18 protein-coding genes and 1 pseudogene are annotated in these 19,140 nt (G+C 53.6%); 2 read left to right on the plus strand and 17 right to left on the minus strand.

The annotated features are described in order from the left end of the window. Nucleotides 1-24 precede the first annotated feature (24 nt). Both GC56T2_RS18240 and galU read right to left on the minus strand, forming a co-directional pair. Nucleotides 25-570, minus strand: a pseudogene (locus tag GC56T2_RS18240) (sugar transferase); the annotation flags it as partial. Nucleotides 571-630: 60 nt separating this feature from the next. After that, complete coding sequence (gene galU / locus GC56T2_RS16285) at nucleotides 631-1,512, minus strand: UTP--glucose-1-phosphate uridylyltransferase GalU (protein WP_144976652.1); 882 nt, start codon at nucleotides 1,510-1,512, stop codon at nucleotides 631-633. Between the two features lie 1,380 nt (nucleotides 1,513-2,892). Here galU and tagU point away from each other — a divergent pair. After that, entirely contained in the window at nucleotides 2,893-3,831 is a 939-nt protein-coding gene (gene tagU / locus GC56T2_RS16290) for a polyisoprenyl-teichoic acid--peptidoglycan teichoic acid transferase TagU (RefSeq protein ID WP_144976655.1), read from the plus strand. Nucleotides 3,832-3,889: 58 nt separating this feature from the next. On the opposite strand, the gene GC56T2_RS16295 is transcribed toward tagU, so the two are convergent. The 7 genes from GC56T2_RS16295 to spoIIID form a co-directional block, all read right to left on the minus strand. Further along, entirely contained in the window at nucleotides 3,890-4,261 is a 372-nt protein-coding gene (locus GC56T2_RS16295) for a hypothetical protein (protein WP_144976657.1), read from the minus strand. A gap of 389 nt (nucleotides 4,262-4,650) precedes the next feature. Further along, nucleotides 4,651-5,088 carry a 3-hydroxyacyl-ACP dehydratase FabZ gene (fabZ, locus tag GC56T2_RS16300; protein ID WP_033842894.1) on the minus strand — a complete coding sequence of 146 codons (438 nt, stop codon included), beginning with the start codon at nucleotides 5,086-5,088 and terminating at the stop codon, nucleotides 4,651-4,653. A gap of 161 nt (nucleotides 5,089-5,249) precedes the next feature. Then, on the minus strand, nucleotides 5,250-5,609 hold the full coding sequence (locus tag GC56T2_RS16305; RefSeq protein ID WP_144976660.1) for a DNA-directed RNA polymerase subunit beta: 360 nt from the start codon (nucleotides 5,607-5,609) through the stop codon (nucleotides 5,250-5,252). A 12-nt stretch (nucleotides 5,610-5,621) separates the two neighbouring features. Beyond that, nucleotides 5,622-6,443, minus strand: a complete 822-nt coding sequence (locus tag GC56T2_RS16310) for a flagellar hook-basal body protein (protein ID WP_144976662.1) — start codon at nucleotides 6,441-6,443, stop codon at nucleotides 5,622-5,624. An 18-nt stretch (nucleotides 6,444-6,461) separates the two neighbouring features. Continuing rightward, nucleotides 6,462-7,292, minus strand: coding sequence for a flagellar hook-basal body protein (locus GC56T2_RS16315; RefSeq protein ID WP_144977436.1), 831 nt, complete (start codon nucleotides 7,290-7,292; stop codon nucleotides 6,462-6,464). A gap of 566 nt (nucleotides 7,293-7,858) precedes the next feature. Beyond that, entirely contained in the window at nucleotides 7,859-8,860 is a 1,002-nt protein-coding gene (mreB, locus tag GC56T2_RS16320; protein ID WP_144976664.1) for a rod shape-determining protein, read from the minus strand. Between the two features lie 93 nt (nucleotides 8,861-8,953). Continuing rightward, entirely contained in the window at nucleotides 8,954-9,217 is a 264-nt protein-coding gene (gene spoIIID, locus GC56T2_RS16325) for a sporulation transcriptional regulator SpoIIID (protein ID WP_008880665.1), read from the minus strand. A 309-nt stretch (nucleotides 9,218-9,526) separates the two neighbouring features. On the opposite strand from spoIIID, the gene GC56T2_RS16330 reads away from it, so the two are divergent. Beyond that, a complete protein-coding gene (locus tag GC56T2_RS16330; protein ID WP_144976667.1) occupies nucleotides 9,527-10,036 on the plus strand; it encodes a BsuPI-related putative proteinase inhibitor in 510 nt (169 codons plus the stop codon). A 246-nt stretch (nucleotides 10,037-10,282) separates the two neighbouring features. On the opposite strand, the gene GC56T2_RS16340 is transcribed toward GC56T2_RS16330, so the two are convergent. From GC56T2_RS16340 to nuoN, 8 genes are all read right to left on the minus strand, one after another. Next, nucleotides 10,283-11,887: a gamma-glutamyltransferase family protein gene (locus GC56T2_RS16340; protein ID WP_144976669.1), complete on the minus strand. Its 1,605-nt coding sequence runs from the start codon at nucleotides 11,885-11,887 to the stop codon at nucleotides 10,283-10,285. A gap of 95 nt (nucleotides 11,888-11,982) precedes the next feature. Then, nucleotides 11,983-12,282 (minus strand): hypothetical protein, encoded by a 300-nt coding sequence (locus tag GC56T2_RS16345; RefSeq protein WP_144976671.1) that lies wholly within the window; start codon nucleotides 12,280-12,282, stop codon nucleotides 11,983-11,985. Between the two features lie 123 nt (nucleotides 12,283-12,405). Further along, the gene (gene spoIIQ / locus GC56T2_RS16350) at nucleotides 12,406-13,281 is read right to left on the minus strand and encodes a stage II sporulation protein SpoIIQ (RefSeq protein WP_144976674.1); all 876 of its coding nucleotides are present in this window, start codon (nucleotides 13,279-13,281) and stop codon (nucleotides 12,406-12,408) included. A gap of 129 nt (nucleotides 13,282-13,410) precedes the next feature. Further along, nucleotides 13,411-14,439 (minus strand): stage II sporulation protein D, encoded by a 1,029-nt coding sequence (gene spoIID / locus GC56T2_RS16355; protein WP_144976676.1) that lies wholly within the window; start codon nucleotides 14,437-14,439, stop codon nucleotides 13,411-13,413. Between the two features lie 312 nt (nucleotides 14,440-14,751). Beyond that, nucleotides 14,752-16,056 carry a UDP-N-acetylglucosamine 1-carboxyvinyltransferase gene (gene murA / locus GC56T2_RS16360; RefSeq protein ID WP_144976678.1) on the minus strand — a complete coding sequence of 435 codons (1,305 nt, stop codon included), beginning with the start codon at nucleotides 16,054-16,056 and terminating at the stop codon, nucleotides 14,752-14,754. A gap of 31 nt (nucleotides 16,057-16,087) precedes the next feature. After that, nucleotides 16,088-16,852, minus strand: coding sequence for a YwmB family TATA-box binding protein (locus GC56T2_RS16365; RefSeq protein WP_255516115.1), 765 nt, complete (start codon nucleotides 16,850-16,852; stop codon nucleotides 16,088-16,090). A 271-nt stretch (nucleotides 16,853-17,123) separates the two neighbouring features. Beyond that, nucleotides 17,124-17,363, minus strand: a complete 240-nt coding sequence (locus GC56T2_RS16370; protein WP_033020467.1) for a DUF1146 family protein — start codon at nucleotides 17,361-17,363, stop codon at nucleotides 17,124-17,126. A 279-nt stretch (nucleotides 17,364-17,642) separates the two neighbouring features. Continuing rightward, nucleotides 17,643-19,139, minus strand: a complete 1,497-nt coding sequence (nuoN, locus tag GC56T2_RS16375) for an NADH-quinone oxidoreductase subunit NuoN (RefSeq protein ID WP_144976683.1) — start codon at nucleotides 19,137-19,139, stop codon at nucleotides 17,643-17,645. Nucleotide 19,140 lies beyond the last annotated feature (1 nt).

The raw sequence follows: 19,140 nt of genomic DNA on the forward strand, positions 1-19,140 counted from the left end.
ATTCATTGAGCCGGCAAGCCTATGTATTTTTTCTTGCAATTCTCTGCACTTTTTGCTTGCAAAAAACAACAACCCCGTACACCCTGGGGTGACAAGCAGTCTTTGCTTATCATATTCCGTATATTGCGCCACTTCCCTTGGCAACGGCGGTCGTGGTCCGACTAGGCTCATTTCCCCTTTTAATACATTCCATAATTGCGGCAGTTCGTCAATGCTTGTTTTGCGGATTATTTTGCCGACTTTTGTGACGCGTGGATCGTTTTTCATTTTAAACATGGCGCCTGATACTTCGTTATACTTTAACAGTTCCCTCAGTTGTTCCTCCGCATCCGCCACCATCGAGCGAAATTTGTACATATAGAATTCCCTTCCATCCTTACCGACACGGACTTGTTTAAAAAAGACGGGGCCTTTCGGATCTTCGAGTTTAATGAGAATCGCGACGATGAGAAACAGCCACGATAAACAAATCAGTCCGATGAGCGCCCCACAGATGTCCATGATTCGCTTGGCCAGTAAGTATCCTTTTTTATCATTGACGGTTACCCGATGGCGGTGGGTAGCTTCGATTGTTGCTGTCCCTCCTGGCTTCGCCAACTTCCATCCCCCTGTTTCTTTTGTTTCTTTCTCCTATGCTTTCTCTTTTACACTTTCTAGCATTTGCTCCATAAATGGAATGAGGTCTTTCCGCAGTTCCTCGTTTTGCACCGCAAACTCGATCGTCGTTTTGATGAATCCGAGCTTCTCGCCGACGTCGTAGCGTTTGCCTTCGAATTCGTAGGCGAAGACGCGTTGGATTTCGTTCAGCTTTTGGATGGCGTCGGTGAGTTGGATTTCGCCGCCCGCGCCGGTTTCTTGTTTGTCAAGGAAGAGGAAGATTTCCGGTGTGAGGATGTATCTTCCCATGATCGCTAAGTTGGACGGTGCGGTGCCGGGTGCTGGTTTTTCGACGAATTGGCGCACTTGGTAGCGGCGGCCGTGTTGTTCGATCGGGTCGATGATGCCGTAGCGGTGTGTTTCGTGATCGGGCACTTGTTTGACGCCGATGACGGAGCTCAACGTTTGTTCGTATTGGTCGATGAGCTGCTTCAAACACGGCGGGTCGGCTTGGACGATGTCGTCGCCAAGCAAGACAGCAAACGGTTCGTCGCCGATAAAGTTTCTTGCACACCAGACGGCGTGTCCCAACCCTTTCGGCTCTTTTTGGCGGATGTAGTGAATGTCAACTTTCGACGGTTCTTTCACTTTTTCCAACAAGTCGTATTTGCCTTTTTCCATTAAGTGTTGTTCGAGTTCAAAGGCGATGTCAAAATGGTCTTCGATGGCGCGTTTTCCTTTTCCGGTGACGATGATGATGTCTTCGATTCCTGAGGCGATCGCTTCTTCGACGATGTATTGGATCGTCGGCTTATCGACAATCGGCAGCATCTCCTTCGGCATCGCCTTGGTCGCCGGAAGGAAGCGCGTCCCTAAGCCCGCCGCTGGGATGATGGCTTTGCGTACTTTTTTCACGTATGTAACCCCCTAATCGATTCGCTGGCCCATATGCCCCCGCGCATCGGTACAGCAGAGGCGATACCGATGCGCCAACGCACATGGGCAAAAAACGGTCCCTTCTTGGGACTTCATTGAGCAGCATTTCTTTTTGATCGATGAGTGTAGAAAACAAGGTTAGACCGGGCATCTAACCCGCCCTCACGCCACACCCTCGACGACGGGCGTCTAAGGTGCCAGGACCGTCATCGTCCCCACCCACGGCATGGCCGAGTGCCTCCGTTGATAACGGTAAGGAGACATCACCGAAAAGCAAAAGAAGGCCGTTTCCATTTTATCACCCCAAAATGGAACACGGGTTTAAGGTAAAGAAACAACATATTGGCCTAGCTTTTCGGCTTAGGCACACCCACCTAAAAAGCTTTTAATCCGCGCAGCTCGTCACGATCGGGCGAACAGCTTCAGCATCTCCTTGAAAAAACCGATGGCATCTTGGTCCAATTTCTACTCGCCAACACTATAAGGCCGCTCGTATTTGAAATGAGCGGCTTGTGAGATTTGAGCAGTGGGGGCAATCAAACGCATCCAGTTCATTGCGGTCATTTGCACCTAGAACGTATAAATGTTTTTCCGAGGAGCCCTACAACACCCACAACGTTCACTTGACTGACAGGATCTTTTTCGACCAAATCGTATATTCGATCTAGAAGGCCGTTGATTTAGTGCAAAATGCTGCTGAGTTCCACCTATTTCTCAATTAGAGAAACTTCAAAGAATCAGCTTTTCCGTGAAAATGCCGCACGGGCGCGGGATTTTCATCCCCCGGGTGGAGGGCAGATCACTGCCCATGGAACTTTTCTGAATGAAAATGCCTCCAATTGGTGTGTGACAGCGGTTTTTCACCGGCCTTCTAGTTTTTCAATCAGACTAGCATTTCGATTCAGAACGAGCAATGACTAGATTTGATCTCTTTCAGCTGTGGCCTCAACTTGGTTGTAGATACAAACTTTTTGCCCCCAAAGGTCAGATTAGAAAATATGACTCGTTTGATTTAATTGTTGAATCGGTAGGTGAACATGTCGACGGATCATTTGAATAATCTTATATATTAACGGGAGTACCGATGGATATCCAATCATCGTCCTCCCTCTTTCCTTTGATTTCCCACCTCTTTGAACATCATTAATCATAACATAGTAGATTTGTCATATCAATCGCGTTTTTTGTCGGACTTTGTCGAAATAACCTTTTTATTGGCGGTATTTGTTTCCGTTTGACAGTTGTAATGGACATTGTTTGCTAAAAGTTGATAGACCCCTACCTTCTTTGTAGTTGTTTCGCTCAGAAAAACAAACTATAATCATAATGATGAATTTTACAGCTAAAGGAAGGTTGAACATGAGAGCAGAACGACGTAAAAAGCGAAAATGGCTACGCTGGGTTGGGACGATCGTCGCATTGCTTGTCATCGGTGCGGGAGTGTTCGCCTATTCCGTTTACCATCATGTCAAGCAGACAGCGAACAAGATGCATGAAGAAGTCAACTGGAAATCGGAAAAACGTCAAGAAGAGGTATCGTTTGAGCGGAAGACGCCGATTTCGATTTTGTTAATTGGCGTTGACGAGCGCAAGGGAGATCGCGGGCGTGCAGATTCTCTCATTGTGATGACTATTAACCCTAACAAACAGTCGATTGAGATGGTCAGTGTTCCGCGCGATACGAGAACAAATATTATCGGAAAAGGGACGAAAGATAAAATCAACCACTCGTACGCCTTTGGCGGAGTGGAGATGACGATGGCGACGGTCGAGCATTTCTTAGATATTCCGATCGACTATTACATTAAAGTCAATATGGAAAGCTTCCGCGATATCGTCAATGCGGTCGGGGGAGTGACGGTGAACAACCCGTTTGCTTTCACGTATGAAGGCACGCACTTTCCAAAAGGGCAAATTAAGCTAAACGGGGAAGAAGCGCTGAAATATTCGCGCATGCGGTATGACGACCCGCGCGGCGATTTCGGGCGCCAAGACCGCCAGAAACAAATCATTCAAGCCATTATTGAGAAAGGGGCAAGCTTCTCGTCACTCACAAACTATAGCGATGTACTCACGGCAATCGGGAAGAACATCAAAACGAACTTAACGTTTGAGGAAATGAAAGAAATTCAGGCGAACTACAAAGATGCCCGTAAACAGATCAAGCAGCTGCACATCACCGGTCAAGGGACGAAAATTAACGGAATCTATTATTTAATCGTGCCGGAAAGCGAGCGGTTGGCCGTTTCCAATGAGTTAAAAGAACATCTTGAATTGAAGACCACAGCAGTAAAATAAATACACAAAACAGGGATGCCCAAAAAGAGACCATCCTCTTTGGGCATCCTTATTTTCCTTACTCGTCTTTATTGTCCTTGTCATTCGCATCCCGCGGATCTTCAATCGGGTCTTCGCGGTCCGGCACGGTATCGTGTTCGTCATCGCCCGGGCCGTTGTTCGTGTCGTCTCCTGGTGAGAGTTGATTGTTTTGATTGTCGTTCAAATCGGTATCGCGGTTGTCCGGGATGCCGTCGTTATCTTTGTCGTTATCCACATCGTCGTTTTGGTTGATGTCATCGGCCGGGTTCATGTCTTGGTCGTTGACATCATTTTGTTGGTTGTTCGGCGGCGGCGGGCTGTCATTGTCGTTGTCGCCGTTGCATCCGGCCGCTAACATGAGGGCGAGGACGGCGCTGAGCAGTTTGAACAGCAGCAGTTTTTTCTTCATATGCTTCTTCTCCTTTCCATGTGTTATGGTGACCTTATGTAAGACCGGTCCTTGCTTATCTTTCCCCGAACGGATGATTTCATGCATGAAATGCGGAGGGACTCGTTTCTGCGTTGCTTTTCGATGATCTCTCGGAGGCTGGTGATTTCATCCTAGATACGGGTTTGCCATGTCATTTCTCAATTGGAAAAACCTCGTTGCATCGGCCCGCGCGTTCTCCCATTGATGAAGGGAGTCAATGGTTTTTCACCACAGCCTTCTCGGCCAAAAACGAAGAGGATGTCCCGAACGGAACGGGGCATCCTCTTTTCCCACTATATACGTAACATGTTCTTCGTATTTTGCCTATCTTGAAGACGGGCCACCTTTTCGGTCCGCGCGGGTTCCATTTAACGAGACGGTTTGTCCCCCAAAGCGAACATGAGCTCTGTTTCGCAAACGAGCTCGCCGTCGACAGTGGCGACGCCTTTGCCTTTGCCGATGGCGCCGCGGGCGCGGAGAATTTCCACTTCGAGGCGGAGCTGGTCGCCTGGTTTCACTTGCTTTTTAAACCGGCAGTTGTCGATACCGGCGAAAAAGGCGAGGCGGCCGCGGTTTTCCTCGCTTTGCAAGAGGACGACAGCGCCGACTTGAGCGAGCGCTTCGACGATCAACACGCCAGGCATAACCGGGTATTCGGGAAAATGACCGGCGAAAAACGCTTCGTTGGCGCTGACGTTTTTGAGGCCGACGGCGCGTTTGCCTTCTTCCATTTCAACAATGCGGTCCACAAGCAAAAACGGGTAACGGTGTGGGATGATGGCTTGAATTTGTTGGACATCAAGCATCGGAAACGCTCCTTTCTGCTGGAATCAAGAAGGCTGGTGATGGAAGGGAGCCGTCCGCTTCCTAGCATCATTTCTCCAATTGAACATGTAGCACCGTTCCTGCTTTGCACCGTTCACTCATCGCTCACCGTTTACCAGCCTTCAAGGAGGGGGACTTGTCTCTACGCCCCTTTTTGGACAAAGTCAAAAATGTGCTGCCATGTCGACGGACGAAACACGTCAAGCCAGTGCCCGTCGCCGATGACGCTGTAGCCGACAGCCACTCCCACCGCTAGGCAGATGACCATCAGTGCGATGACCATGATCAGCCGCAGCAGCACTGAAACGAACCGGGCGCGCGCAAAATGGCGCGTTTCCGGCGTTGTTTCCGCCTCAGACGGCGGGGGGGTTTTCGTCACCGGCGGCCGTTCTTGCAAGGCCGCGGCGCTCCCGTCGGTCGAAAACGCGGCCAAGCGCGCTTTCCTTCGCTGTTTTCGCCGCTCGCTGCGAGAAAGCGGCTCGTTTTTCGTTTCGTTGCCCATGTTCATCTCTCCTTAAGAGGAGCGCACGTTGTTAATGAGCCCGAGCATTTGTTCGGAAATGGAAATGGCGCGGGCGTTAAGCTGATAGGCACGGCTCGTTGTCATCAGGCCGACGAGTTCCTCGCCAAGATCGACGTTCGCTTGTTCGAGCGCGCCTTGCTTGATGCGGATTTGGTTGCGCAAACCGCCGTTCAACTCTTCACTGGCGCCTGGGACGGCGGGCAGAGTGAAGACGTTGTCGCCTTGGGCCTCAAGGAGCTGCGGGCGGCGAATCGCCGTGACACCCAAGTTGACGCGGGCGACGGCCGCTCCATTGGCGTCGATGGCGGTCAACGTTCCCGTCGGTGACAGCTGCACGTCATGCGTATTCGCTGGCAGCACGATCGGTGCGTTCGTTTCATCAAGCACGAACAGGCCGTCGCTTGTCGTCAACGCGAGCTGGCCGTTCATCGGCGTCAGCGAAAAGTTGCCGGCGCGCGTGTAGCCGATCGCAGCGGCGCCGCTGCCATCGACGGTGCGGACGCGAAACCATTGGTTAGTCGCGGTGAAAGCGAAATCGAGGGCGCGGCCCGTCTCGACAAGCGGCCCTTGCGCAGTGACGAGCATCGTCGAAGCGAGTCCGGCCCCGTTTCCGTAGCGCACCCCCGCCGGCGTTTGCCGGGGCGCTTCGTCGTTCGGCAGGCGGTCGACTTGCTGGGCCAGCAGCTCAGCGAAGCTCGCTTCGCGCCGTTGAAAGCCGATGGTGTTGCTGTTGGCGATGTTATGGCTGATCGTATCAAGCCGCTGCTGCAACGCGTTCATCGTATTGGCAGCGGTGAACATCGAGCGGAGCACAGGCTTGTCCCCCTTTCATCATTTTAGGCGGCCGACTTCGTTGACGGCCTTGTCCAAACTGCGGTCGTACGCTTGCACGATTTTTTGGTTCGCTTCAAAGGCGCGGTAGGCGGCGAGCAAGTCGGTCATCGTCCGCTCGACGTCGACATTCGACCGCTCAATGAAGCGCTGCTTTACGGTATACGTCACATTGCCCGGCGCCGGCGGCAGCGGACCTCCGGTGCTGCGGAAGAACCCGTTTCCTTCCTTCACTAAGGTGTTCGGATTGGCGGCAAACGCGACACCAAGACGAGCGGTTGCCCCTGTTTCGTCGATGATCGTTCCATCGTCACGGACGGAAAACTGTTCGCTTGACAGCGGGATGCGCTCACCGCTCGCATCAAGCACATACCAGCCGTTTTGAGTCGTCAAATAGCCGTCCGGGCTCAACGTGAAATGCCCGTTTCTTGTGTAACGGATCTCGCCTTGACCGTTTTCAACGGCAAAAAACAGCGCGCCGCGCTCCCCGCTCGTTGGATCGACCGGAACTTGTCCATCTATTAAGGCGACATCGGTCGAAAGCCCGGTTTCTTTGATATCCCCTTGGCGAAAGTTCGGAATCAGTTCTTGCATATAAACGCCGGTATTGAGCGGGCCGATCACGGTTTGGGTCGGAATGGCGCGCGGAGGGTTGGCTGGAACGGAACGATCGGCAAGCCGGCTCATCAATAGCTCCGGAAACGCTCTCATCGCTCCAACGTCCGCTTTATACCCCGGCGTTTCGGCGTTCGCCAAATTGTTCGTCAGCCAATCGACGCGGCGCTGTTGCGCGAGCATGCCGCTCGCGGCTGTATACAGTCCTCTCAACATGGCCATCACCTCGCTTGTCCTCATTTTTGGCCTTCGTTCGTCGCAACGTTCGGACGCCGTAGCCTTATTTTGTCGCTTTTCATCATTCGCTGGCCCTTCGCGCTCGTTGGGCGACCTAAGAGACCGGCGATGCAATCGTGCACACCGCTTCCTGTCATCGTTTCTCAAATAGAAAAGCTTTGCAGCACTGCACACTTTTATTCATCGCCCAAAGGAAACCAATGTTTTTCACCAGCCTTCTAAAAGGTTGGTGATTTCATCCTAGATACGGGTTTTCCATATCATTTCTCAATTAGAAAAACCTTGTTGCATCGGCCTCACGCGTTCTCCCGTTGATGAAGAGAATCAGCGTTTTTCACCGGTTTTCTAAGCCATCTCGGTTCGCATCCTCAACCGAAAAGGCCGACAGCCTTCCGTAAGGCAAAAGAAGCTGAACGGTCTTGGCGGCACAGCCAACGGCCCTTTTTCTTTATTATAGATGGGCAAAAGCGGCCGCCGCATCCCCCGCCTTTCCTTTTTTCGCGCATCTTCTGTCCGCCCGTGGGGCGCTGGCGATGAATCAGCCGTTAAAGAAGCTGCGTTTTCGGCGCGCGGTCGATGTTCTCGAGCATCAATCCGGTGCCAAGAGCGACGCAGTCCATCGGATTCTCAGCGACAAACACCGGGAGCTTCAGTTCTTCCGCCAGCAACAAATCAATGCCATGAAGCAAGGCGCCGCCCCCCGTCAAGATGACGCCGCGGTCAATAATGTCCGCCGACAGCTCTGGCGGCGTGCGCTCAAGCACGCTTTTGGCCGCTTGGACAATCAATGACACCGGTTCGCGGAGCGCGCGTTCGATTTCATCGGAACGGATCGTAATCGTGCGCGGCAGCCCGGTGACGAGATCGCGGCCGCGGACGTCGATTTCCTCGGTCCGTGCGCCTGGGAATACCGTTGCCACTTTGATTTTAATTTCTTCGGCCGTTCGCTCCCCAATGAGCAGTTTATATTCACGCTTGATATAGTTTAAAATTTCCATATCAAACTTGTCCCCAGCCATCTTAATGGAAGAGGCGGTGACAATGTCTCCCATCGAGAGAACTGCGACATCGGTCGTGCCACCGCCAATATCAACGACCATGTTTCCGCACGGCTGAAAAATGTCCATTCCGGCGCCAATGGCAGCGACTTTCGGCTCTTCCTCCAAGTACACTTTTTTGCCGCCGCTTTTTTCCGCCGCTTCTTTGATCGCTTTCCGCTCGACGGATGTCGTGTTCGTCGGGCAACAAATCAAAATGCGCGGTTTGGCGAAAAAGCCTTTGAGGTCGAGCTTGCTTAAAAAGTGCCTAAGCATCGCTTCCGTAATGTCAAAATCGGCAATGACGCCGTCTTTCAGCGGCCGAATGGCAACAATATTCCCAGGAGTACGTCCGACCATTCGTCGTGCTTCTTCGCCGACTGCCAGCACCTTGTTTGTATTTTTGTCGATCGCCACGACGGACGGCTCATTGAGCACGATGCCTTTGCCTTTGACGAAAATGAGGACGTTCGCCGTGCCTAGGTCAATACCGATATCTCGTGAAAACATACCTTGTCCTCCTTGCCTCTGCCCTAAAAAATCATTCCTAATAGGTTATTTTACCATATGGTGACCGCAAACGGCAGATGGCAAGGAAAAAAGTCAGTTATTTTTTACCGCCTGTTTTTTATACTTTTTCTTTGTCGCTTCGCCGCCGCGCAAATGGCGGATCGATTTATGGTAATCGAGAATTTGTTTGACTTCTTGGGCCAGCTCCGGGTTGATTTCCGGCAGCCGCTCGGTCAAGTCTTTATGAACGGTGCTTTTGGACACGCCAAATTCCTTCGCGATGACGCGAACGGTTTTCCTCGTCTCCACGATATACTTGCCAATCTTGATCGTACGCTCTTTGATGTAATCGTGCACACCACTCGCCCTCCCTAAGTTGGATGTGAGAAGTGAGAAGTGTGAAATGAGACTCGTCTTGCCTATGATGAGCGCCGCTTTCGTTGGATGTCTCGGAAGCGTCTTCGCCGCGTCGCTTGCCGGTTGTGAACGATCCCCACCTCAACCACTCTCATTGCTGTTCAATTTGTAACATTTTATTAGACAAATCGGGCATATATACCAGAAACATCAAGGCGGACAACGGTTTTTTCACAATTTTTTACGGTTTGTAACGAACGGAAAATGGGAAACGACTATAATAGAAAGAGGCAGAAGGAGGAATCGAAGATGGGCAAAGGAAAAGCGTTCGGCATTGCGGCGGCATTGGTCGGGGCGGCGGCGGCCAGCGCGCTGTTTATGTATACAAACGGCGGTGAGCGCTCGCAGGCAAAAGATGACTTGCTTGGCCCCGCCCCAGCCGGTAAAGCGGAACAGGCCGGCAGGAAGGGAATCATCGCCGGTACGCTCGAGCCATCGTTGACGTACGAAAAAGAGAACGGGGCCTACGTATTTACGTTTACCGTCAAAAACCAAACCGAGCGTGTGCAGACGGTGACGTTCACCAGCTCACAAAAGTATGACTACATTTTGTACCGCGATGGCAAAAAGGTGAAGCAGTTCAGCGAGGGAAAAATGTTTGCGCAAATTTACGAAGAACGGACGTTAAAACAAGGCGAAGAGCTGTCCTTTCAGGAGACGTTCCGCGACTTAGCGCCCGGAACGTACACGCTTGAGTGGTGGCTCGCCGACAAAAACTGGCCGAACGCCCGGGCGAAGGTGACGTTTACGGTCGAATAAAAAGCGAGCGAAAGAGGGGGCCAAGGAGCAGAATCCCTTCTTTCGCCGCTACACATGCGTGATTTCTGATACGTTGCGCCGATCTTCGAGTCAGACGGCCTTTTAGGTCAGCCCCTCCGTGTGGCGCGTCCGGCTTCACGCTCTATGACAAAAACACCGCCCCATAGACGAGCGCCAAGGCGATAACGTACGCCGGGTGCAAGCGCCATTGGCCAAACAGCAAAAAAGCGCTCGCGGCGGCTAGTTTCACCAAGCGGCGACCGCTCCATCCGTGCGCGGCTCCGTCCCGGCGGCGAGCACGCCGGTGTCAGGATCGCGCCAAATGATTTGCCCGCGCCCGAACGGGCCGCCGTCAAGCGCCATGCGGATGTCATGCCCTTTGCGAGCGAGCGCTTCGGCGATATGACGCGGGAAGTGCGGCTCGACGAGCACGGTTTTCCCTTCCATCCACTGCCAACGCGGCGCATCGAGCGCCGCTTGCGGATTCAGCGCGAAATCGACCGTGTTCATGATCACTTGCATATGCCCTTGCGGCTGCATGAATCCGCCCATGACGCCAAACGGGCCGATCGGTGTGCCGCCTTTCGTCAAAAAGCCGGGGATGATCGTATGGTACGGCTTTTTCCTTGGCGCGAGCCCGTTCGGATGGCCGTCATCAAAGGCGAAGTTATGGCCGCGGTTGTGCAAGGCGATGCCCGTGCCCGGGACGACGAGGCCGGACCCGAAGCCCATATAGTTGCTTTGGATGAACGACACCATATTGCCTTCACCGTCAGCGGCAGCCAAATAGACCGTTCCGCCTTTTGGCGGCGTTCCCGGCTCCGGCGTGAGCGCCTCCTCACCGATTTGCGCCCGGCGCATGGCCGCAAACGATTCCGATAACAGCTCGTCTGGACTGTAGTCCATATAGCGGCGATCGGCGATGTACGCCTTCCCGTCGGCAAAGGCCAGCTTCATCGCCTCGATTTGCCGGTGGCATGTCTCAACGTCCGGAACGTTTGGCACGTCAAACCCGTTCATGATGTTGAGCGCCATCAACGCGACAAGCCCTTGGCCGTTCGGCGGGATTTCCCATACGTCATAGCCGCGGTAGGAAACGGAAATCGGCTCAACCCATTCCGGTTCATACTCGGCGAGATCCTCGAGCGTCAAAAAGCCATCGTATTGCTTCGAAAAGGCGGCGATTTTTTCCGCCAGCTCGCCGCGGTAAAAACTTTCCGCTTCCGTTTCCGCGATCGAGCGAAGCGTCGCCGCATGATCAGGCGACGCCCACACTTCCCCGATCTTCGGCGCGCGGCCGCCCGGCGCAAACGTCGCAAACCACGAAGCGAACTCCGGCCCGCGAAGCGCCTCTTTGTATGTACGAAACGCCGCGGCCCAGTACTTTCCGAGCACAGGTGATACCGGGTAGCCGTTTTCCGCATAGGCGATCGCCGGCGCAAGCGTCTCCACAAGCGGCAGGCGGCCGAAACGCTTTGACAGCGCCGCCCATGCCGCCGGCGCCCCCGGGACCGTCACCGGGGCGAAGCCGTATTTCGGCATCTCCGTATAGCCGCGCTCTTTTAGCGCGTCAAGCGAAATGGCAGCCGGCGCATAGCCGCTCGCGTTTAAGCCGTACAACCTCCCGTTCGTCCAGACGAGGGCGAACGCATCGCCGCCGATGCCGTTCGATGTCGGCTCGACGACCGTCAGGCAGGCCGCGGCGGCGACCGCCGCATCGATGGCGTTGCCGCCTTTTTTCAGCACCTCAAGCCCCGCTTGCGCTGCGAGCGGCTGCGATGTCGCCACAACGCCGTTTTTGGCAAACACCGTCATCCGCTGCGATGGGTGGGGGTGGTATAAGTAGTCCATGGCCGCGCTCCCCTTTCTTTTGTTCAGGAAATAGAGTTAATAGTATGAATTTTCCTTTTGCTTTATTTTAAAAGAAAGAGGGTGATGATTTCTAGTCATATTATGTAAAACAAAGGAATATTGAAAAAAATAATTCTTGCAGCTTCAACCCCACCATCCCAGAAAGCGATGCACGGCTCGAGACGGAAAAGTTCCATGGACAATGCGGCCTGCCGTCCACCCGGGGATGGTCCCGCATTTTCACGAAAAAGATCCATGGGCAATTTTTGCCGTCCACCCGGGCATGAAAACGGCCGCTTCAAGCGCGCATTTTTAGGAAAAAGTTCCATGGACAATGCGTCCTGCCCTCCACCCGAGGATGGTCCTGCCTTTTCACGCAAAAGATTCATGGGCAACGTTTTGCCCTCCACTTGGGGATGAAAATCCGCGCCAGCTCGGCATGTTCACGAAAAAGACCTGTCCGCTTGCTGGGCAAACGGACAGGCCTTTTCGCTTTCGCTGTCAGACGCCGTGGCCGGTTACGCTCTGGCCATGCCGATCGAGGCGTCTGGCGTTTTGTAAGAGGAAGCGTCCTCATTTTGTTGGGAATGATCGTCGCTTGGCGCCGTGGTGTTGTCATCAGCCGGCGTTTGTTCGGTTTCAGTCGGCGCTGTTTCATCGCTTGGCATCAACTGCTTTTCTTTGTTGGTGGCGGCGCGGTCATCGCCGGCGCGATCTTCCGCTTGATCAGTCAAAGCGGTCAACGGTTTGTCAATGTAATCGATCGGATTGACCGGTTTGCCGTCTTTGCGGATTTCAAAATGAACGTGAATGCCGGCTTCCTTGTTGAACTCGCTTTGCCCTGCCTTGCCGATCACTTCGCCTTGTTTTACCGTATCGCCGGCTTCCACTTTCACATCAGCAAGCGATTGATAGACGGTCGTGACCCCTTGTTCATGATTGATTTCGACAACATAGCCTAAAATCGGGTCTTTTTCCGCTTTCGTCACCGTGCCGCTCAGCGCAGCGGTCACGTCAAACGTTTTGCCGTCTTGGCGCGCCAAGTCGATGCCTTGGTTCGGGTGGTACGTATGATCATAAAAGACAAGGGCTGCTTCCTGTTCTTGTTCCGATGCGTCGTCATCATAGAACGGCGTTTTTACTTGCACCGCGTTCGGATCGAGCACAGGCATGGCGATGTTCTCTACCGTCTCATTGACCGGGACCGCCGGGTTTTCTTGCTGAGCGGCGCCGTTTTCGGCGACGTTGTCTTTGCCTGTATTCTCATCTTTGCCCAGTTGGAACCAAAGCGCGCCAGCGACAATCAATGCGGCCGATGATAAATAAATCGCCGGAAATACCCAACGTTTGCGGAACAGACGCTTCAGCGACGATTGTTTTTGTTCCTCTCTCATGTTCATCACCTCAGCAACCATTTTGAACAGAAAGAGGAAAAGATATACACGCCGAAAGCAATTTTTTGCTTATTTTTTGACATTCCTGCTGGTTTTATGCAAAAAAAAAACAGGGCGTTCGCCCCGTTTTCATTTTTTCGCAGTCAGTTTGTTCAAAAACGCCGTGGCTGATGAAATATGAACGCCGCGGTAATAATGTTTGACGATGTCGGCGTACGTTTTCCCTTCTTTCGCCATAAAATTGGCCCCGTATTGGCTCATGCCGACGCCATGGCCATAGCCTTTGGTCGTAATGACAATGTCATCGCCTTGGCGCACCCAAGTAAAATCGGCTGACGCTAAGCCGAGCCGTTCCCGCACTTCACGGCCGGTGAACGTTTTGCCGTCGATGTTCACCTCACCAACGCGGCGGCCAGGGGTGCGGGAGAGGATGACGCCGACCGATCCGTTCTCGGAAAGCGTGACGCCAAGCCGGCGTTCAAATTCGGCCACCGACATCCATTTGCGCTGGTAAAACTTTGGGGATTGCCGATCCCATGGGCTGGCCACGCTTTTTAAATACGGAAACTCATTTTTCCAGTAGGCTTCGGAGTTTTCAGTATAGCCGTTGCTTGTCGAAAAGAAAAGCGCTTCAATCGGCTCATTGTTGTACGTTATAATTTGTCCGCGCGTTTCCAACACCGCTTTCGTCACTTTTTTGATTTTCCAGTCATAATCGCTTCCCCATAACTTGCGCAGCTCGTCATCGCTGTAATACACTTGGTGCGCCACCGTATCGGTCACGTTCGCCCCTTCCGGCAGGCGAAACGGTTGGTTGGCAAGCAATTGCTTGACGATGTATGTTCTTGCCGTCAACGCTTGCGCTTTTAACGCTTCCAATTCAAATTCCGCCGGCATTTCTGCCGCAACGACGCCGATGACATATTGTTCAAGAGGAATTTTTTCGACGCGCTGTTCCTTGCTTCGGTAGACCGCCACTTCGACGGACGGCCCTTCGGCTGCCTGTGATCGCTGCGTTTGATTTTGCTTGTGCAGTTGTTCGGCCAACTTTGCCACCTTCCCATCGTAAAATGGCAAAACGAGCGCCGCTGGAATAACAAGGATGGCGACAAACAGGCATAGTGCGAGTGCGAATACTGGTTTTAATCGTTTGACCATAGCCGAGCCCCCAATATGCATTTTTCAAGCACCAGCGGACATCTTCCATCAATGCCTGCTTTGGCTTCAGTTCGTTACTATAGTTATGGGCTCGGACAAGTATATATGACTGTTTTCTTTATTTATAAAGGCCGGTGATTTCGCCGATCGTTCCGCTCCCCGGCGTCATTTCCCAAATAAAGAAATCTTGCCACACCGATGGTTCCTTTGACACGCTCACCCACCGTTTCGTGAAAATCGCCGTTTTTCCCCCTCGGTCACAAAAAACGGCCGCTCCCTGCCTTGAGGCAGTTCACCGCCGTTTTTCGCTCTTTATCCGTTCCATTCCACCGCTTGGATTTCACTAGGCAATTCGGTTTCTTCATGGACGCGTTCAATGTCAGCCCCGAGCGCGGCCAACTTTTCATGAAAACGAACATAGCCGCGGTCAAGATGACGAAGCTCCGTCACGCGCGTATAGCCGTCCGCCGCCAGACCTGCCAAAATCAGCGCGGCAGCCGCGCGCAAATCGGTCGCCGCCACCTCGGCGCCTTGGAGCTGACACGGGCCATTAATAATGACGGAACGCCCTTCGATTTTAATATCGGCGTTCATGCGGCGGAATTCTTCGACATGCATAAAGCGATTTTCAAACACCGTCTCGGTGATCATGCTTGTGCCTTCCGCTTTCAACAAGAGAGCCATCATTTGCGACTGCATGTCAGTCGGAAATCCAGGATACGGCATCGTTTTAATATCGACGGCTTTCAACTTTTCCGGGCCGATGACGCGCACACCGTTTCCCTCTTCGATGACCGTCACACCCATCTCTTCCAGCTTGGCGATCAGCGAACCTAAATGTTCCGGAACCGCCCCTTGCACGAGAACGTTGCCGCCGGTGATCGCTGCCGCCACCATGAAGGTGCCCGCTTCGATGCGATCCGGAATCACGGTATGCGTCGTGCCGACAAGCTCATCGACCCCTTCGATGCGGATCGTGCCGGTGCCGGCGCCGCGAACTTTGGCGCCCATGGCGTTCAAAAAGTTGGCCAAATCGACGATTTCCGGCTCTTTGGCGCAGTTTTCGATCACCGTTGTCCCTTCCGCCAGCACGGCGGCCATCATAATATTTTCCGTGGCCCCGACGCTTGGGAAGTCCAAATAAATTTTGGCGCCGCGAAGACGGCCGTTCACTTCGGCATCGATAAAGCCGTTGCCGACTTTCACCGAGGCGCCCATCGCTTCAAACCCTTTCAAATGCTGGTCGATCGGGCGCGAACCGATGGCGCAGCCGCCCGGCAGCGCGACGCGGGCGCGGCCGTTGCGCGCCAGCAGCGGCCCCATCACCAGCACCGAAGCCCGCATTTTTCGGACATATTCAAACGGCGCTTCCACCGTCAATGGGCCGGTGGCATCCACCGTGACGACATCGCCGGCGATGTGAACGTCGGCTCCTAAATAGCGAAGCACTTCACTGATTGTATATACATCGGAAAGAGCAGGCACATCATGGATCGTACTTGTTCCTTTCGTGGCCAATAAGGTGGCAGCGATGACGGGCAAAACGGCATTTTTTGCGCCTTCGACTTTGACGGTGCCGCTCAACCGGTTTCCGCCACGGACGATGATCTTTTCCAAGGTATTCCCCTCCGCGTCCAATTTCTCTATATTAGTATTCAATGGTAATGATTGGGGTTCCAACAACGACGCGCGTCTTGCCACCCAATCTTTCTCTCATGGCGAGTTGCAGGTTGATGCTTTGATGATTGGCGGCCGGGAGAACGTTCTTCCACTGCCCAGTATATGCAGACAGGGAAACGAGTGACTCTTCCTTCAGCCACTCGACCGGCGTCGCTTGCAAATCATGAAGCAGTTGAGAGGCTTGATCAAACAAACCACCTTTCATATTACCACTGAACTCGCCTTCCATACAAGCAAAAAATGTAGGATTGTTCACAAATAGTTCACTCGTCTTTGTTTGAATGCGCTGCACTGCTTCTTTCCACCTAGCTTCGCTCCACGCGGAGCCGGCCGCTTCATAGAGGAGATACGTTTGCGGTCCTCCGTTTGTGACGGTCATCACGAGCTGAATTTGTTCGCGAAAGAAAGGACGTTCATTGATGCCGATCGCTTTTGGTCCATGGCTTGTCCTCACCAATGACCAGCGAAACGAACGGTTTTGCCGTTTCAGCTCCGCCATTTTTTTGAAAAAGTCCGCATCATTTTCAATATCGTGGGCATACTCTCTTGTGTACACGACCCAGCGATCAAGCGAAGCGCCATGCCGCTTCAGCGTCTGAGCAATCGTTTCGAGCGGCTTCGACCACTCGTCCCCTCGTGCGCCTTCTGTCCGATTTTGCCATCCGGCCCAAACCAAGCCCGTCAGCACAAGCGCGGCCAGCCATGCCGTCCAGCTTTTTCCCATCTTTCTCATCTCCGTTCCCTTCCTCTCCTTAGTTGTTATTGTTGCCACCAGACAAGGGAACATACGTCAAAAAAATCGACAAAAGCAGTTTTTGAAATCGTTTTCAAAAAACAAACCAACGAGCAGGACGAGCTGCTCGCTGAAGTGGAAACACACCCGCGGTCGAACGCACGGCGAGACACGGGCGGAAAGCTGAACCAACACGGTACGGGCGTCAATGGCAGCGGCCGCGTTCGAAACGGCGGATCGGCGCCGGGCGGACGGAGGTCGCCTCCCTCCTTTAATCGCGGAACAAATACGGCAAATCCGTTGACCATGTCCAATAATCAAGGAAAAAGTTCGCAACGGTCGAGCCGATGGCGATCGTCAACAAAATGTACAGCAGCCGTCCTTGGACGACGCGGTTCGGCTTCAGCAACACCTCGATGCGCACCGCCTGCAGCGTCCACCATGTCACGGCGATCAACGCCAAATGGACGATAATGGAAATGAGCGCTTGTTGGCCCATGATCGGCATCATCTCATTCACCTCTTTCCTGCACACATCGTTCGTTTCGTCTGTAGGCCGGCACAGCCCTCATTCTTTTCAACTTGGCGTCAGTGGAACTACGTTTATTACTTGGGGGCCTCCAACAACATCCTCTTTCACCGGCCGTCTAGTGGTCATACTGGCGGCAAGGAACAGCGAGAACAGGCGGAACCACGCCAAACCTCTTCCGCTTTGCTGTCGAATTCGGTCCCCTTTCACCCGCCGTCCAACAAAAAAGAGGAGAGGCGTTCCTCTCCCCTTATTGTAACGCTACGGCAAAAAATCGCCAAAGTGGTCAAACTGAGCGAGCACATTGTATGCAAGCCCCGGTGCCCAGCCGAGCGCCAGCGTCCCGAGCGCGCAAAGAACGACGGCCGCCGACAACCCGGCCGACATGCGGCCAAGCGGTGCCGAAGAGAACAGCGGACGGAAAAAAAGCTGGACGATCAAGTTGAAATAATACACATAAGAGATGACGGTCGTAATGGCCATCACCGCAGCGAGCACGTAATGGCCCGGCTCGGTGACGACAAGGCCGATGAACAAATGGAGCTTGGCGATAAATCCTGCCGTGCCCGGAATGCCAGCGAGCGATAGCAAAAACAGGCCGAGCGCCGCAGCCAACAGCGGGCGATGGCGGTACAGCCCCGTGAGCCCGTCCCAGTCGTCCGAACCCGTTTCATCGACGATATGCGACACGATGGCGAATGCCCCCATGTTCATCAACAGATACGCAAGCAAGTAAATCCAAAGCGAGTCGATCATCGCCCACGACATCGCGGCAAACCCAGCGAGCAAATAGCCAGCGTGGGCGATGCTGGAGTAAGCAAGCAGCCGCTTCAAGCTCCGCTGCCGGAGCGCCACAACGCTTCCGATGATCATCGTCAGCCCAGCGAGCACAGCGATCGCCGGCTGCATCGACAACAGCAGTGATGACGGATCCCGCCCTTCCGCCGGCGCCGCAGCAAACATCGTCACCAGCAGGCGGAGGAGAAGAACAAATCCGGCTGTTTTCGAGACAACGGCAAAAAACGCCGTCGCCGGGACGGGCGCCCCTTCGTATACGTCCGGGGCCCACATATGAAACGGAACGGCCGCCAGCTTAAACGAAACGCCAATCAGCAAAAGAAGAAAGGCCAAGGCCAGCATGTACGGCTCATTCGTCTCTTGCAGCCGGCGGGCGATTTCGTCGAGGTTCGTTGTCCCGGTCAAACCGAACACGTAGCTCATGCCAAACAGCATGACGGCGGTGGCGATGCCGCCGTTGATCACATATTTCAGCGCCGCTTCATTGGATGCCGCAACGGTTTTGCGCAAGCCGGCCAAAATGTAGGACGACACTGTCAGCAGTTCCACGCTGACAAACAAGGTAAGCAAATCGCCGCTCGATGCCGTCATCATCGCGCCAAGCAACGCAAACAGCAACAGATAGGCAAACTCGCCGCCATAACGGCTACCCTCTTTTGGATTCCATCCCGCCACGATCAGCAAGGCCAGCGCCCCGCCGGCAAGCAGCAAAAGCTTGAACGCTTTCGCAAAGCTATCGAGCCGAAACGTCCCATGCAAAATCGAAGCCGGTTCAGCCGGAATGAGCGCCGCCGTCGCCCCGAGTGCAAGCACCGCCCCGAGCGCCGCCCCCCAAGCAAGCGGACGGCGGCTTCGCTCGTCTGGCATGGCCACATCGATGAGCAACAAAACCACAGCAACGGCGAGCACAATCCATTCGGGCGTCATGAGACTCCAATCAGATTGCCATACGTCATTCATA

Source organism: Geobacillus sp. C56-T2 (genome assembly GCF_007829715.1).
In the GTDB taxonomy this organism is placed as follows: domain Bacteria; phylum Bacillota; class Bacilli; order Bacillales; family Anoxybacillaceae; genus Geobacillus; species Geobacillus icigianus.

What these genes read in the sequence shown, in the direction of transcription:
- tagU (WP_144976655.1), top strand. Translation starts at nt 2,893, where the DNA reads ATGAGAGCAGAACGACGTAAAAAGCGAAAATGGCTACGCTGGGTTGGG.
- GC56T2_RS16295 (WP_144976657.1), bottom strand. Translation starts at nt 4,261, where the DNA reads ATGAAGAAAAAACTGCTGCTGTTCAAACTGCTCAGCGCCGTCCTCGCC.
- fabZ (WP_033842894.1), bottom strand. Translation starts at nt 5,088, where the DNA reads ATGCTTGATGTCCAACAAATTCAAGCCATCATCCCACACCGTTACCCG.
- GC56T2_RS16305 (WP_144976660.1), bottom strand. Translation starts at nt 5,609, where the DNA reads ATGGGCAACGAAACGAAAAACGAGCCGCTTTCTCGCAGCGAGCGGCGA.
- GC56T2_RS16315 (WP_144977436.1), bottom strand. Translation starts at nt 7,292, where the DNA reads ATGTTGAGAGGACTGTATACAGCCGCGAGCGGCATGCTCGCGCAACAG.
- mreB (WP_144976664.1), bottom strand. Translation starts at nt 8,860, where the DNA reads ATGTTTTCACGAGATATCGGTATTGACCTAGGCACGGCGAACGTCCTC.
- GC56T2_RS16330 (WP_144976667.1), top strand. Translation starts at nt 9,527, where the DNA reads ATGGGCAAAGGAAAAGCGTTCGGCATTGCGGCGGCATTGGTCGGGGCG.
- GC56T2_RS16340 (WP_144976669.1), bottom strand. Translation starts at nt 11,887, where the DNA reads ATGGACTACTTATACCACCCCCACCCATCGCAGCGGATGACGGTGTTT.
- spoIIQ (WP_144976674.1), bottom strand. Translation starts at nt 13,281, where the DNA reads ATGAGAGAGGAACAAAAACAATCGTCGCTGAAGCGTCTGTTCCGCAAA.
- spoIID (WP_144976676.1), bottom strand. Translation starts at nt 14,439, where the DNA reads ATGGTCAAACGATTAAAACCAGTATTCGCACTCGCACTATGCCTGTTT.
- GC56T2_RS16365 (WP_255516115.1), bottom strand. Translation starts at nt 16,852, where the DNA reads ATGAGAAAGATGGGAAAAAGCTGGACGGCATGGCTGGCCGCGCTTGTG.
- GC56T2_RS16370 (WP_033020467.1), bottom strand. Translation starts at nt 17,363, where the DNA reads ATGATGCCGATCATGGGCCAACAAGCGCTCATTTCCATTATCGTCCAT.
- nuoN (WP_144976683.1), bottom strand. Translation starts at nt 19,139, where the DNA reads ATGAATGACGTATGGCAATCTGATTGGAGTCTCATGACGCCCGAATGG.